This is a genomic window from Hoeflea sp. EC-HK425, from assembly GCF_902498795.1.
In the GTDB taxonomy this organism is placed as follows: Bacteria; Pseudomonadota; Alphaproteobacteria; order Rhizobiales; family Rhizobiaceae; genus Hoeflea; species Hoeflea alexandrii.
Genome location: NZ_LR701572.1, coordinates 2,635,534 through 2,650,738 on the forward strand (window position 1 = coordinate 2,635,534; position 15,205 = coordinate 2,650,738).

At 61.0% G+C, this 15,205-nt stretch carries 11 protein-coding genes and 1 pseudogene; 5 read left to right on the forward strand and 7 right to left on the reverse strand.

Features of this window, described 5'->3' with window-relative positions:
• Positions 1–64: 64 nt before the first annotated feature.
• The gene (locus tag SPHINGO391_RS15535) at positions 65–1,372 is read right to left on the reverse strand and encodes an extracellular solute-binding protein (protein WP_152009677.1); all 1,308 of its coding nucleotides are present in this window, start codon (positions 1,370–1,372) and stop codon (positions 65–67) included.
• A 77-nt stretch (positions 1,373–1,449) separates the two neighbouring features.
• On the opposite strand from SPHINGO391_RS15535, the gene SPHINGO391_RS15540 reads away from it, so the two are divergent.
• From SPHINGO391_RS15540 to guaD, 3 genes are all read left to right on the forward strand, one after another.
• Complete coding sequence (locus tag SPHINGO391_RS15540) at positions 1,450–1,617, forward strand: hypothetical protein (protein ID WP_193217310.1); 168 nt, start codon at positions 1,450–1,452, stop codon at positions 1,615–1,617.
• 75 nt (positions 1,618–1,692) lie between these two features.
• Complete coding sequence (locus SPHINGO391_RS15545) at positions 1,693–2,958, forward strand: urate hydroxylase PuuD (protein WP_152009678.1); 1,266 nt, start codon at positions 1,693–1,695, stop codon at positions 2,956–2,958.
• Positions 2,955–4,250, forward strand: a complete 1,296-nt coding sequence (gene guaD / locus SPHINGO391_RS15550) for a guanine deaminase (protein ID WP_152009679.1) — start codon at positions 2,955–2,957, stop codon at positions 4,248–4,250. The genes SPHINGO391_RS15545 and guaD overlap by 4 nt, the downstream gene beginning before the upstream one ends.
• Before the next feature lie 276 nt (positions 4,251–4,526).
• Here guaD and uraH read toward each other — a convergent pair whose 3' ends face one another.
• From uraH to SPHINGO391_RS15575, 4 genes and pseudogenes are all read right to left on the reverse strand, one after another.
• Entirely contained in the window at positions 4,527–4,907 is a 381-nt protein-coding gene (uraH, locus tag SPHINGO391_RS15555) for a hydroxyisourate hydrolase (RefSeq protein WP_152009680.1), read from the reverse strand.
• Between the two features lie 15 nt (positions 4,908–4,922).
• Complete coding sequence (locus tag SPHINGO391_RS15560; protein WP_152009681.1) at positions 4,923–5,423, reverse strand: ureidoglycolate lyase; 501 nt, start codon at positions 5,421–5,423, stop codon at positions 4,923–4,925.
• Positions 5,424–5,427: 4 nt separating this feature from the next.
• Positions 5,428–6,836, reverse strand: a pseudogene (puuE, locus tag SPHINGO391_RS25360) (allantoinase PuuE).
• Positions 6,837–6,978: 142 nt separating this feature from the next.
• Positions 6,979–8,163, reverse strand: coding sequence for an FAD-dependent oxidoreductase (locus SPHINGO391_RS15575; RefSeq protein WP_152009684.1), 1,185 nt, complete (start codon positions 8,161–8,163; stop codon positions 6,979–6,981).
• Between SPHINGO391_RS15575 and mnmD the strand changes: the two genes are divergently transcribed.
• On the forward strand, positions 8,162–8,932 hold the full coding sequence (mnmD, locus tag SPHINGO391_RS15580; protein WP_152009685.1) for a tRNA (5-methylaminomethyl-2-thiouridine)(34)-methyltransferase MnmD: 771 nt from the start codon (positions 8,162–8,164) through the stop codon (positions 8,930–8,932). The two genes, SPHINGO391_RS15575 and mnmD, sit on opposite strands and share 2 nt — an antisense overlap.
• A 43-nt stretch (positions 8,933–8,975) precedes the next feature.
• On the opposite strand, the gene SPHINGO391_RS15585 is transcribed toward mnmD, so the two are convergent.
• Positions 8,976–12,791: a PAS-domain containing protein gene (locus tag SPHINGO391_RS15585; RefSeq protein ID WP_210385785.1), complete on the reverse strand. Its 3,816-nt coding sequence runs from the start codon at positions 12,789–12,791 to the stop codon at positions 8,976–8,978.
• A gap of 278 nt (positions 12,792–13,069) precedes the next feature.
• Here SPHINGO391_RS15585 and SPHINGO391_RS15590 point away from each other — a divergent pair, with 278 nt between their 5' ends.
• Positions 13,070–14,668 carry a trimethylamine methyltransferase family protein gene (locus tag SPHINGO391_RS15590; RefSeq protein WP_152009687.1) on the forward strand — a complete coding sequence of 533 codons (1,599 nt, stop codon included), beginning with the start codon at positions 13,070–13,072 and terminating at the stop codon, positions 14,666–14,668.
• On the opposite strand, the gene SPHINGO391_RS15595 is transcribed toward SPHINGO391_RS15590, so the two are convergent.
• Positions 14,669–15,181, reverse strand: a complete 513-nt coding sequence (locus SPHINGO391_RS15595) for a GNAT family N-acetyltransferase (protein WP_152009688.1) — start codon at positions 15,179–15,181, stop codon at positions 14,669–14,671.
• Positions 15,182–15,205 lie beyond the last annotated feature (24 nt).

Here is a 15,205-nt window from a genome sequence, read left to right on the forward strand (position 1 = left end):
CGAACCAGCGGCCGCCAGAAATGACGGCCGCTGAATTGCCCGTGTTCAACAAGAATAGCTAGGCTTAGCCCTGGGTCTTGTTGAAGCGCTCGAGAAGCTCGTTGGCTTCCTTCTCGATGGTTGCGAAGGCTTCGTCGACGGTGGTTTCACCGGTCAGGATGCGGCCATATTCGCGGTTCATCACATCGCGGATCTGGACGTAGAAGCCCATGCGGTAACCCTTGGTGTTGTCACCGGCAGGCAGCAGCAGCTGGAGCACGCCGACTTCAGCGGCAGGCTTTTCCTGGTAGTAGCCCTGAGCCGTTGCAAGCTCGTAGGCAGCATTGGTGATCGGAACATACCCGGTGTCCTTGTGCCACTTGACCTGCACCTCAGGGGAAGCGAGGAAGCGGAAGAACTCGGCGGTGGCCTTGTTTTCCTCATCCGATTTGCCGGACATTGCAAACAGCGCGGCGCCGCCGATGAAGGTCTGTGTCGGCTCGGTGGTCACAGCTTCCCAATAGGGCAGCAGGGTCGCAGAGAATGGCATGGTCGCGGTCTGCTGCAGGCCGCCGAACGAGCCCGACGAACCGAACCACATGCCGATCTTGCCTTCTTCGAAAGGCTTCTGGTTGTCATTCCAGCCGGTGCCGTACCACTCAAAGAAACCCTGGTCTTTCCAGTCCTTGAGCGCGGTGAACATGGCCTTGATTTCCGGCGTGTTGACCAGGATCTTGGTTTCGCCGTCACCGTAGCCATTCTCATTGGTGGCGAAAGGCAGGTTGTGGCGCGAGAAGAAGTTCTCGGTGAAGATCCACGGCAGGTGCGACTGCGCCATCGGGATGTAACCGGCTTCCTTGAGGGCAGGCGCGGTTACGCTTGCAAACTCTTCCCAAGTCTTCGGCGGAGTTACGCCGGCCTTTTCAAAAGCCTCAACATTGTAATACATGATCGGGGTCGAGGAATTGAAGGGCATTCCGATCATCTTGCCGTCTGCGTCGGCATAGAAGTAACGCACGCCTGGAATGTAATCTTCGATGTTGAAATCGATGCCGTTGGAGGCCAGCAGATCCTGCACCGGAACGGTTGCGCCCTTGGCGCCGATCACGGTTGCGGCGCCGGCGTCGAACACCTGCATGACATTGGGCTGCTCGCCTGCGCGGAATGCGGCGATGCCGGCGGTCAGGGTTTCTTCGTAGGTGCCCTTGAACACAGGCGTGATCTTGAATTCGTTTTGGCTTGCATTGAAGTCCGTGGCGATCTCGTTGACCGCTTCACCCAGAGCGCCGCCCATTGCGTGCCACCAGGTGATCTGGGTTTCCGCGAAAGCCGCGGAGCTGAGGGTCATGCCCAGCGCCATCGATGCGGCTGCAAGTAGATTCTTTTTAAGCATTGGTTTGCTCCATTGTTCGTTCCGGGATTTCATGTGTCCCTAGAGAGGCGGGGATAGAGCGAGCATGATTCAGTCCCGTGACGATTTTGATTCAGTTTGATGACAATCCACAGCGCCATGGCGGACCCACGGGACCACGGCAATTGCCGCCGGGACATTGGCCAGATGTCATTATGTGGAGCTTTCTGGAAACAGACCTTCATTATCAGGAAAAACCAGCAGCTGATTCGTATCGCGGCAAATGAAAGCGGGCTTTCCAATCCGTGCTGCATTGCGCATCATGTGCACTGCAAAAACAAACCGAAGTGCGAGGGGCACGGATGACCGATTTTCTCTACGAGTACCCAGTCCTGTGGGAGTGGCTCAGCTTTGCCGTGCGCTGGCTGCATGTGATCACGGCCATCGCCTGGATCGGTTCGTCGTTCTACTTCATCGCGCTCGATCTGGGCCTGGTGCAGCGGCCGGGCTTGCCCGAGGGCGCCTATGGCGAAGAGTGGCAGGTTCACGGCGGCGGCTTCTATCATGTCCAGAAATACCTGGTAGCGCCCGAACGGCTGCCCGAGCATCTGACCTGGTTCAAGTGGGAGAGCTATGTCACCTGGCTGTCAGGCTTCGCCATGCTGTGCGTGGTCTACTACGCCGGCGCGGAACTTTACCTGATCGACACCACGGTGCTCGATGTCTCGGCTGTCATCGCGATCTCGATTTCGCTGGCTTCGATCGTGTTCGGCTGGATCATCTATGACCTGTTGTGCAAGTCGCCGATCGGGCAGAACACGACGGGACTGATGCTGGTGCTGTTCGCGGTGCTGGTGGCCATGGCCTGGGGCTACACACAGGTGTTTTCCGGCCGGGCGGCGCTTTTGCACCTGGGCGCATTCACCGCGACAATCATGAGCGCCAATGTGGCGATGATCATCATTCCGAACCAGAAGATCGTCGTTGCCGACCTGAAGGCCGGGCGGACGCCGGATCCAAAATATGGCCGCATCGCCAAGCAGCGTTCGCTGCACAACAACTATCTCACCCTGCCGGTGATCTTCCTGATGCTGTCGAACCACTACCCGCTGGCGTTCGCCACGCAGTGGAACTGGCTGATTGCAGCCTTGGTGTTCCTGATGGGCGTGACGATCCGGCACTGGTTCAACACGGTACACGCCCGCAAGGGCAAGCCGCACTGGACCTGGGCTGCGACTGTGGCCCTGTTCCTGGCCATCGTGTGGCTGTCGAGCATTCCGCGGGCGGACGAGGTGATCGAAGAGGCGTCGCTGGCACCCGTGCACGAGCGTTTTGTCACCAACGCCCATTTCGAGGCGGTCAGCGAGACCGTGATGGTGCGCTGCTCGATGTGTCACGCCGCTGAGCCATTGTGGGAAGGCATGGCACACGCCCCCAAGAACGTGAAGCTCGAGACCACCGAAGAAATCGCCCGTCATGCGCGCGAAATCTATATCCAGGCCGGCCGCAGCCATGCCATGCCGCCGGGCAACATCACCTATGTGGAGCCGGAAGAGCGGGCGCTGATCGTTGCCTGGTATGAATCGGCTGTCGCCGGCACGCCCACAGCGGGCGAGACAGGGCAATGACAGCCAGGCTGCTGCGGGGAAGGACGCTGAGCTTCAAGTCGCGGCCGCAGGCGCGCGACGATGAGGCAAGCTACATCTATGAGACTGACGGCGCGTTGCTTGTCGAAAACGGGATGATCACGGCGGCCGGCTCCTATGCGGAGGTGGCATCGAAGGCGCCCGCAGGTATTGAGGTCATCGATCATCGGCCACTTCTCTTGATGGCCGGCTTGATCGATCCGCATATTCACTTCCCGCAGATGCAGGTGACTGCCAGCTACGCCGCCAATCTTCTCGAATGGCTCAACACCTACACCTTCGTCGAGGAACAACGCTTCGCCGACGCGGCGCATTCCGCCCGTTTCGCAACACTGTTCTTCGATGAATTGCTGCGCCACGGCACCACCACCGCTGCAGCCTATTGCTCGGTGCACAAGGGCTCGGCCGACGCCTATTTCACTGAAGCGCAGCGCCGTAACCTGCTGATGGTCGGCGGCAAGGTGATGATGGACCGCAACGCGCCCGAAGCACTGACCGACACCGCGCAATCGAGCTATGACGATACCAAGGCCGTGATTGCCGACTGGCATGGCAAGGGGCGCAATCACGTGGCGATCACGCCGCGCTTTGCCATCACCTCGACCCCGGCCCAGCTGGAAGCAGCCGGTACGCTCGCGCGCGAGCATCCCGGCCTTCTGATCCAGACGCATTTGTCCGAGAACGATGCCGAAATTGCCTATACGCTCGAGCTCTATCCGGAGGCCAAGGACTACACCGACGTCTATGCCCGGTGCGGGCTGTTGACCGACAAGATGCTGCTCGGCCATGCCATTCATCTGTCGGACCGGGAAATGCACGCCATCTCGGAAGCCGGATCCGTGGCGGTGCATTGCCCGACCTCGAACCTGTTTCTCGGCTCGGGACTGTTTGATCTGAAGCGCCTGAAGCAGCACGGCGTCCGGACCGCGATTGCCACCGATATCGGCGGCGGGTCGAGTTACTCACTGCTCAGAACACTCGACGAGGCCTACAAGATCCAGCAATTGCGTGGCCACCGCCTGCCCCCGATCGAGAGCTACTGGCAGGCCACCCGCGGCAATGCAGAGGCGTTGGGTCTGGTGGACCGGATCGGCACGCTAGAGCCAGGGAGCGATGCCGACATCATCGTGCTGGACGCCTGCGCGACCCCGGCGATGGCCATCCGGATGGAAACGGTCACCACCCTGGAAGAAGAACTGTTCCTGATGCAAACAATGGGCGATGATCGGTCAGTCCGCCATGTCTATGTTGCTGGCGAGGCGGTTCATCTGTAGTTGTACGTGCCATGGCGCCACTTTTTCCACCGATGTCATATTTCCGTCTTAACTCTTCATTAATGACCTTAATGCAAGCTGTGGATCAGCAGTGGTCCTTTAGAGGATCGCTTTAAAAAGTCGCGTGAGCACGGATGTACTGCCACGCGGCTTTTGCTTTTTCCGGACAACTCCCCGCTCCTGTCCCGGTTTTCGGGTCCATCCCCATGCCGCGCGCGTTGCCGGTACGCGGCCAACACGCGCGCGCAAGAACGCAATGCTGAAACGCGGCTGGAATCAGCTGCCGCGGTAGGTTGAATAGCCATAGGCCGAGATCAGCAGCGGCACGTGATAATGCGCGGACGTGTCGGCGATCCCGAAGCGGATCGGGATCACGTCGAGGAATGCCGGATCTGGCAGATCGTCTCCGGTCGAGCGGAGGTAATCCCCGGCATGGAACCGAAGCTCGTAGACCCCCCGGGTGAGGTCGGCACCTGACAGCAGCGGGGCATCGACCCGGCCATCACTGTTGGTGCTGACGGTCTTGATGAGGTGATGGTCGATCCCCTCGATCCGGACAAGCTCGATGACCATTCCGGCAGCTGGCTTGCCGCGCGCGGTGTCGAGCACGTGCGTGGTCAAGCGACCGGTTCCGGTGGGCAGTGGTTGGGCGGACATTGGCGTCTCCTTGGATCAGTTGGCCGGTCGGGCGATCAGATAGGGCTCATCATAGCTGGCTTCCTCGAGATTGACGCCATCGCCCTCGCGATCCATCACCAGAAAATCGCTGACACGGCCCACGGCAATCAACGGGTGATGCCAGACATTGCGGTCGTACTGGAGACCGATATGGCCGGGAACAAGGAACGCCCTTGGCTGGCCCGGGCGACCATCGACGTCGGGAGCGACAACTGCAATCCAGTCGGCTTCGGTGACCGGGAAGAAAGTCTGGCTGCCGAGCGGATGCCGCTCCATCATGTCGACCGCGTAAGGAAACACACGCGGCTGACCGCGAAACAGCGAGAGGATCGTGCGGCCGCCGCCGGTCTCGGTGTCGGCCATGGCGAGCCCATGAAAGCGCTCGGTGGTGCCGCCATTGATCAGGCGCAATTCGGATGCCGCGATATCCATCATCGTGCCGAAGGGCGCAAAGGCGTCGGCCGTCAGAGTTTCGAGTTTGAGTTCGCGCGTCATCTGCTCACGTTTCCGGAAGGATCGCGGCAATCCGGAAGCCGGCGATCCTTTCCACCTGGGCACAGGCGGTCTCGAACTCGGTCTCGGGGTCATTTGCGACACGGGACTGGAATGCAGCAAGAATGCTGTCCTTGTCGTGACCCTTGACCGCAATGATGAACGGAAAGCCGAAATCGGCCATGTAGCGGCAGTTGAGCTCGGTAAACGTTGCGTGCTCCTCAGCGCTCAACCGGTCGAGACCGGCGCCGGCCTGCTCTGATTTCGATTCCTCGGTCAGCTCTCCGGCGATCGCCAGTTTGCCTGCCAGATCCGGGTGGGCGCGCAGCACGCCCATCCGCTCGGCATGGCTGGCCGTTCGGAACTCTGCGCACAAGGCCTCGTGCACCGGCCCAGCGCGCAAGGGTGCCGCGATACAGCCGTGGTCCCAGGCGCGCTCGGCGATCCACGGCGAATGCTCGAACACACCGCCGAACCGGCCGACAAACTCGTCGCGGTCACTCATTTCGCCTTCTCCGGATGGTGGTGCTGATGCCAGTGGTTGGCAATGTCGATTCGGCGGGTGACCCAGGCCTTGTCATGGGACGCGACGTAATCGAGGAACCTTGCAAGGGCCGCAGCCCGACCGGGGCGGCCGACCAGGCGGCAATGCAGGCCGATCGACATCATCTTGGGGCTGCCGGCAGCACCCTCTGCCATCAGCACATCGAATGTGTCCTTGAGGTAGCTGAAGAACTGATCGCCCGAATTGAAACCCTGCGGCGTGGCGAAGCGCATGTCGTTGGCATCGAGTGTGTAGGGCACGATCAGGTGGGGGCCGTTCGGACCATCCACCCAGAAGGGAAGCTCATCGGCATAGGAATCGGCCGAGTAGACAAAACCGCCCTCCTCCATCACCAGGCGCAAGGTGTTGACCGACGGCTTGCCCTGGTAGATGCCGAGCGGCCGCGAGCCGGTCACCTCGGTATGGATGCGGACGCACTCAGTGATGTGGCGTCGCTCCTCCTCCTCGGGGAAGTCCTTGTATTCAAGCCAGCGCAGACCGTGACTGGCAATCTCCCAGTCCGCTTCCTTCATCGCCGCCACCGCTTCGGGGTTGCGCTGCATAGCAAGGGCCACTCCATAGACCGTTACCGGCATGTTGCGCTCGGTGAACATCCGCCACAGCCGCCAGAACCCGGCGCGAGAGCCGTATTCGTAAAGCGATTCCATGTTCATGTTGCGCTGGCCGGGCCAGGGTTGCGCACCGACGATTTCCGACAGCAGGCTTTCGGACGCCGGATCACCATCGAGGATCGAACTTTCACCCCCCTCCTCGTAGTTGACCACGAACTGAACGGCGCAGTGGGCGCCCCCGGGCCATTTCGGGTCAGGCGAGGTACGGCCGTAGCCCACAAGATCGCGGGGATAAGGTATTGTGTTCATTGTCCAGTCCATCCTGATAGAGGCCGAACGGTAGCAGCACGACGGCAAATGTCGATACCCGGACTTTGAAGAAAAACCGCAAACTGTTGCGGCGATTCCAACCGGTTGACGACCTTTAGCGATGTTTGGTGATCTATGACTTGGCCGGTTGTTCGGCCGCCTTGGCCAGATGGCTGGTGACCGCAAAGCTTTGCGGCGTCTCCGGCCCGGCTTCCCCGGTGATTTCAGCCACCAGGCAGTAGGCCATGCGGTGGGCAATGCCGAAGCTGATCTTGAACCCGCCCGCCATGGCCAGGACGCCCGGCGCGCCAGGAACAGGTCCAAGCATGGGATCACGACCGACAGCCCGGGGCCGCACCCCGGCCCAACGGCGGATCACCGGCGCATCCTTGATCAAGGGGCAAAGCTTGCGGGCCCGCTTGATGATTTCATCGAGCCGCTCATCGGTTGCCTGCGGATCATCGAACCGGTTTTCGCTGGTCGAGCCCACGGCGACGCGGCCATTCTCATGGGCGATCACGTAGACACCGTCATCATAGACCAAAGGCAGATCCGGCGGCGCGCCGGCATCCATAAGCGCAGCCTGCCCCTTGACGCCGCCCCCGACCGAATGAGCCGGAAGCCCGGCCAGCCGGGCGATCATCGGGAATGCATCGATACCGTTTGCCAGCGCCGCATGGCCGAAGCCGACGGTCGATCCGTCCGACAGTCTTGCCAACTTGCCGGTTGCGGACAACTCGACCAGCTCGACACCGAGCCGGAAATCGAAGTTCGGCATCACGGCGAGACCGGTCAGGAGCGCCTCGAGCAACCCGGGCGGGGATATCCGCGCCGACAGTGTTTCGTGCACGACACCATGGGGAGCCCGCAGGATATTGGGCCAGTCTCCCCTGTCAGGGGTATGGTGCACTGTATAACCGAACACTTCGCCCCAATTGGCCTGGGCTTCGGGGATCCGTTCTATGGCAGTGATGCGACCGCGTTCCGAGGTCAATGGCAGGATCCGGCCGACCCTTCGGTAGCCACAAGGGACACCTGTTTCGGACTCAAGCCTTGCAATCTCGTCTTCGAGGTCAACGAGGGCGCGGAACTGGAATTCCTTCTTGCCGTTCCAGCGTTCGGGACTGTGCGGCATCAGTGCGCCGAGGAAGCCGCCGCTGGCACCACCGCCGGGGTTTCCCCGCTCGACCAGCGTGACGGAGAGGCCGGCGCGCGTCGCCTTGAGCGCAAGCCACAATCCCGAAACCCCTGCCCCGGCGATCAGCAGATCAGGCGTTGCTTGACCGGCAGGCGATGCGGCTTTATCGGCAACAGCCATGATCGATCCCCCTGAACCAGATGACGATACTCCGCGCCAGCGCGCGCCGCTGTCGTGGCATGCGGGCGATATGCCTTATTCAGAGGAGTTTGGCGACTTCTATTATTCGCGCGCGGATGGCCGGGCGGAATGCCGCCACGTGTTCTTGAGCGGCAACGGGCTTCCCGAACGCTTTGCCGGAAGGCAGCACTTCGTGATCGCTGAGCTGGGCTTTGGCACGGGCCTGAACTTCATCGAGACATGGTCTGCATGGGAGCGTGCCGCCGCTCCTGGGGCGCGGCTTGAGTTTCACTCCTTCGAACTGCGCCTGCTTGATAGACAAGACATGATCCGCGCGCTGGCCGCATGGCCGGATCTCGGCCCGAGAGCGGAGCGACTCACCGCCGGATGGCCAGATAAGCCCGAGGGAGACATCAGGCTCGATATCGAAAACGGGAAAAGCTCCATCAGCCTTCATATCCATGCGGGGCTCGCCCTGACGGAGGTGCGGGAGGCAAAGTTTGATGCGGACGCATGGTATCTCGACGGGTTCTCACCGGCCCGCAATCCGGAGATGTGGTCCGAGGAACTCATGCAGGCTGTCGCCAGCCGTACATGCGAAGGCGGGACGTTTGCCACCTATTCGGCCGCCGGATGGGTCCGGCGGAACCTGCAGGCCGCAGGATTTACCGTGGAGAAACGCCCGGGCCATGCCGGCAAGCGCGACATGAGCATCGGCATTCTGGAAACCGGCCAACCCCGCAGCCCAGAAGGACCGCTTGCGGACTGAGGCTTTCTTGTGAAGCTTCAAAGTCCGGACGATGGGAGACCGGTCACCCGTGTTTGATGCGAGCCGCAATCTCCTCGGGCAACCATTCCCTGATCTTGGCTTCCAGCTTTTCCGGGCTGATCGGCTTGGAGAGATAGTCATCCATGCCCGCATCGAGACAGCGTTCCATGTCACCGGTCAAGGCATGCGCGGTTACGCCGACAATCGGGGTATGGCCAAGGTCCGCATCTTCCGCCTCCGCCTTGCGGATGGCCTGGGTCGCCTGATGGCCGTTCATGACCGGCATGGAGACATCCATCAGGATCATCGCCGGGCGATGGCTCTTCCAAGTGTCGTAGGCGCTGCCACCATTGTCGACGATCCGGTAGTTCAGTCCCATCTCGTCAAGGATCTGGGTGAAGACGATCTGGTTGACTTCGTTGTCCTCAGCGACAAGCAGTTCGAGACGCTGGCCGCCCCGTGCTTTTTCCGCCGAGGGCGTTTGAGCGGAGCGATGCGGCGGCGGCGCGGACATCACGGGCGTGCGCGGCGAAGCGAGCGGAACCTGCCCCGCCGGCTCGGTATCAGCCCCAGCCGAGGCTTCCACATGGCTGGCCCTTTGGTTATGTGCTGCGGCCTGCAACACGTCGACGATGGTCTCAAGCAGCAGCGAAGAGCGCGCCGGCTTCATCAAGGCAGCCTGCACCGCACCCTTGCGGATATCGGCATCGGATGCGCTGAGGTCCATCGAGGTCAGCATGATGATTGCAGGCTTGTCCGGACCGAAACTGTTGCGGATCTTCCGCGCCGTCATCACGCCATCCATCTCGGGCATGTGATAATCGAGGATGACGACATCGACCGGGACTGCGAACTTGTTTGCTGCAGCAAGCACCTCGAGCCCCTCCTGACCGGAAACAGCGGCACAGGAATCAAACCCCCAGGCGGTCAACTGCTCAATCAGGATGGACCGGTTGACGGGGTTGTCGTCGATCGCCAGGACCCTTGCTCCGGAGACATCGATCGGCGCAATGCGAACGCGCTCGACCGTGCTGTGATCGACAGGCAGGCTCACTTCGATCGTGAACACCGAACCTTTGCCGACCTCGCTTTCAGCGTGGATCCGGCCTTCCATCAGATCGACCAGCCGGGAAGTGATGGCCAGCCCGAGGCCGGTCCCCTCGTGCCGGCGGGTCGAGGATGTATCGACCTGCGAGAACTTCTCGAAGACCGCTTCCAGCTTGTCTGCCGGAATGCCCATTCCGGTGTCGTGCACATGAATTGCGAGATCGAGCTTGTCCGAACTGCTGACCGCACCAGTGACTTCGATGAGAACGTGCCCGGATTCGGTAAACTTGATGGCGTTGCCGGCCAGATTGGTGATGATCTGCCGGAGGCGGCCCACATCGCCCACCACCCGCGACGGCAGGGAAGGATCGATGCGGACGATCAGTTCGATGTCCTTGTCGACCGCACGGCTTGAAATCAGCGACGCCACGTCCTCGACGGTCTCAGAGAGATCGAACGGGGCCTGATCAAGAACGAGCTGGCCGGCATCGATCTTTGAAAAATCGAGAATGTCGTTGATGATGGTCAGGAGCGCATTGCCGGATTTGACGATGATGTCGGTAAAGGTGCGCTGGCGGGTGTCCAGTTCGGTCCGGGCGAGCAATTCGGCCATGCCCAGCACACCGTTCATCGGGGTGCGGATCTCGTGGCTCATATTGGCCAGAAACTCCGATTTCGCACGATCGGCCATTTCTGCCTTGACCACCAGATGCTGCAGCTCTTCCTCGCGATGTTTCGCGTCGGTGACATCGGTGTAGGTGATGATCATCGATGCACTGTCAGTCGGCTTGCCGTCTATCCGGAGCCAGCGACCGGATCTGGTCTGCCGCTCGATTGTGTGCGGCACCATTTTCCTGTGGTAGTCATTGACACTTGTCCGGGTGGCCTCGGCCTTTTCATCGCTGCCGTAATCACCGCGCTGCTGACAGAAATCGAAGAAGTTATTGAGGTCCTTGCCGACCGCGGCAACCTCACGCGGCACCTCGAGCATTTCATAGAAGGCATCGTTTGCGAACTGGATGACCGCATTCTGGGTCACCATCAAGCCCTGCGCCATGGCTCCGGCCGCTCCGCGCAGAAGCTCGCTGGCGCGCTCGATCTCGGCTCTGGCGAGATCGAGTTCCTGTTCACGCTGCTTGAGTTCGGAGACATCGAAATAGGATATCATCCGCTTGCCTTCGGAGAGCGAGCGGACAGAGTAGATCATGGTGCGCCCATCGGCGCGGGAGAATTCCCGCGGCTCAACGTAGCCCGCCCGGATTTCCTGCAGACGCGCCTCGACGTAATCTTCGAAGTCTTCCTCCGCGACCTGATAGATACCGTTCTCGCGATTGACATCGATGAGCGCACGGAAGGGGGCGCCGATGTAGTCGTCACGGGACGCGATTTTCCAGATGCGGAAGAACGCTCCGTTGATCAGTTCGACATTGGTGTCGCGGTCAACGACAACCATGCCCATGTACATGGCCTCGATCACGCTTTCGAGGTCGGCCTTGTGGAGTTCGGCACGGCGCTGGGCCTCATACACCTCGCGCTCGCGGCGTTTCATATCGCTAACGTTGATGGTCGTGCCGAGCAGGTAGCGCCGTCCGGCCGGGCCGGTAAAGCCGACTTTCCGATCGATCAGCTTGAGGGTTTCGCCTCTTGCGCTGTCCAGCTCGATTTCCCGTTCCATCAGGCCGAGACCGTTCATCGCTTCCGTATCTGCTTCCCGCAGCGGGCCGCCCTGTTCGCCAAAGACCTGGAAGTCATCCTTGCCGAGCATATCCTTTCCGGACAGGCCGGTCAGTTCGCCGTGGGCGCGATTGACATAGATGTAGCGGTAATCCTCGTCCTTGACGAAGCTCGAAATCGGCATCTCGTCGAGGATCGCGCGGAACAACTGGTTTTCCGCCACCTTGGTTTCCAGCGCGGTCTCGCGTTCCTTCAATGCGGTCACATCGACGCGCAAACCCAGGGTGTAGCCATCCTTGAGGCCACGGTTGATGATCCTGATCCAGCGGCCATTCTTGAGCCGCTCGACCGTTGCCTTTCCATAGTCGCGATGCACCGCAATGCGGTTTTCGATCCAGTCCTTGCGGGCTTCGGGCTCTTCGGCCTCGCTGAAACTGCAGGTGACTTCGAGGACCTCGCGAAGCGATTTTCCGACATCGAGCGTGTAGTCCGGCGATGTCATGGCATCCATTGCCGGATTGACGTAGATCAGCACGTCATTGGGATCGTAAAGCACGATACCAACATCCATGCAGTCGAATATCTCGTTGAAGCGGTCGAGAAGCGATTGGTCGGCGTTCTCGTCGCTGACAGAGATCCGCAGATCCGGTACCGTCATGTCCTTGGGGGACGCAGCCTCCGCACCATTGCCGTATACTGGCTGCCCCGGAGCCGACCCATGCAAAGCTGAGGGCGTGGTTCTTTCCGCCTCAACGGTTTCAAAGCGCACGCCCGCGATCGGCTCGAAATGCCCGACGATAAACGTCTTGCCCGAGGCGCGCCGCTCGCGCTGGATTCGGATCCGGTAGCGCCCACCCTTGAGAGGATGGGTGAACAGGGCCACCTGATCCTTGCCGAACACGAGGGTACGGCGCTCCTTCTCGTCGCGGTCGTTCTGTTCGGCGGATTCAAAATGCTGATGGCTTTGCTGGCCAATCAGGGCCGCGGGCTGGCAGTCCCACAATTCGGCATAGGCTGTGTTGACCGCAAGATAGCGGAGCTCCGAATCCTTGACGAAAGCCGGATTGGAATCGCGGGAGACCTGTGCACAGGCTTTGGCGAGCGAGTCGTCGCCCTCGTTACTTTCCACTTCATCCACCCGGCAGTCCCCATAGATGCAAGCAATCGCCCGATTCTGCATGCCCAGTCTGCACACTGGCTTTGAATAAAGCGTTAACCATCAATTACGCTTTAGACCCGGCGGCTTTCGCGAAGCTGTATTTCGCGCCGGGGTTGCTGCCAGGACGCAGCCACTTAACGACCTCAAAGCCGCTTGCCGAAAGGCAAAGTCCGGCATAGCGTCTTTGCCGACCAGCCTGCGGCCGATCCATCGCTGCCAGGCAGAGCGTCGGATGAAACCGCACAAGGCGCACTCCCATGAGCAAGCTTGAGGACATTGTCGCTACGGCGATCGAAAACACCGCCGGAGCACCGGAAAGGCGCAGGCGCGCAGGCGGGGGACGCGGCGGAGACCGGGGCAAGGGCAGGAAAGGCCCGGCCACTCTGCGCTATCGCTCGATACTCAATACACAGGAGCCATCGCTTCTTCTGTCCGAGGAGGGACTGGAAGCCATCCACGAGGCATCGCTTGCCGTGCTTGAGCAAATCGGGATGGATTTCATGCTCAAGGAGGCGCGGGACCGGCTTGCCGCAGCGGGCGCTGATGTCGTTGCAGGCACCGAGCGGGTGCGGCTCGATCGCGGGCTGGTGCTGGACCTGGTGAGGCAGGCCCCCGGCCCGTTCACCCTGCATGCGCGCAATCCCGAGCGGAATGTCAACATCGGCGGACGCAATCTCGCCTTCGCTCAGGTTGCATCGGCTCCCTATTGCTCCGACAAGGACAATGGCCGCAGGACCGGAACACAGGAAGATTACCGTAACCTCATAAGACTGGCGCAATCCTTCGACGTCATCCACATGACCGGCGGCTACCCGGTGGAACCGACCGACCTGCACGCCTCGGTGCGGCACCTCGATTGCCTGTCGGATCTGGTCAAGCTCACAGACAAGCCATTCCATGCCTATTCCCTGGGCAAAGAGCGCAATCTTGATGCACTGGAGATCGTACGCATCGGCCGCGGTGTGTCAGCCGAACAGCTCGAAGCGGAACCTTCCCTGTTCACGATTATCAATGCCTCCTCGCCGCTGCGGTACGACGCCCCGATGCTGCAGGGCATCATAGAGATGTCATCGCGCAATCAGGTCGTGGTGATCACGCCGTTCACGCTGGCGGGCGCGATGGCGCCGGTCACCATAGCCGGGGCGCTGGTGCAGCAGAACGCCGAAGCTCTCGCCGGGATCGCTTTTACCCAGCTGGTCCGGCCGGGCGCGCCGGTGATCTATGGAGGCTTTACCTCGAATGTCGATATGAAATCGGGGGCACCGGCCTTCGGAACCCCGGAATACATGAAAGCGGTCATGGCGGGGGGACAGCTGGCCCGCCGCTATGGACTGCCATACCGGACGTCCAACACCTGCGCGGCCAACACGCTCGACGCCCAGTCAGCTTACGAATCGATGATGTCGCTTTGGGCACTGGTTCAGGGCGGCGGCAACTTCATCATGCATGCCGCAGGCTGGATGGAGGGCGGTCTGACGGCCTCTTTCGAGAAATTCGTGATGGATGTCGACATGCTGCAAATGGTCGCCGAATTCCTGGCACCGCTCGACACCAGCCCGGAAGCGCTGGCCATGGATGCGATTGCGGATGTCGGCCCGGGCGGTCACTATTTTGGCACCGCGCACACCTTGTCGCGCTACGAGTCCGCGTTTTACTCGCCGATGCTTTCGGACTGGCGCAATTTCGAAAGCTGGAGCCTTGCCGGCCAGCCCACCACCTACGACCATGCCAATCGGGTGTGGAAGGAAACACTCGCGGGTTACGAGGCCCCGGCACTCGATGAAGCCATCGCGGAAGAGCTTGATGCCTTTGTCGCCAGGCGCAAGCAGGAAGGCGGCGTGCCGACCGATTTCTGATCACGCGGGATCGGCAATCATCCGGACCGACTGGAGGGCAATGCCGTCGGGAAAATCGATCGTCAACGGCTCGATCTCGCGGAAGCCCAGACCGGCATAGAACGGTACAGCCTGCAGGGAAGACCAGGCTTCCATGCGAACCAGGCCGAGGTTCCTGGCCTGCGCCAGGCAGACGCTGTAAAGCGCTCTGGCGACACCCTTGCGCAGATGATCCGGATGGACCGCGAAATGGCGGACATGTCCGGTGCCGGGAACGATTTCATCCGTCCTGCCGGGAACGGCCAGACTCCAGCCACCGCAACCGGCGCATTGTCTGTTGCTGATGGCGACAAAAAACCGGCCAGACTCCAGCAGCTGCGGCTGGGCCCGGGTTATCAACGGCAACAGCACATCAAGATCTGAGCGGGAGTAATGGTCTTGCCAGAGACTGGCATAGCTCTCAGCAAGAACTCCCGAAACCATGGCTTCGTCGGCGATGGTCGCTGGCCGGATCGTCAGATTTTCGAGCACCATGACACTCTCCAATTTGCTTGCGAG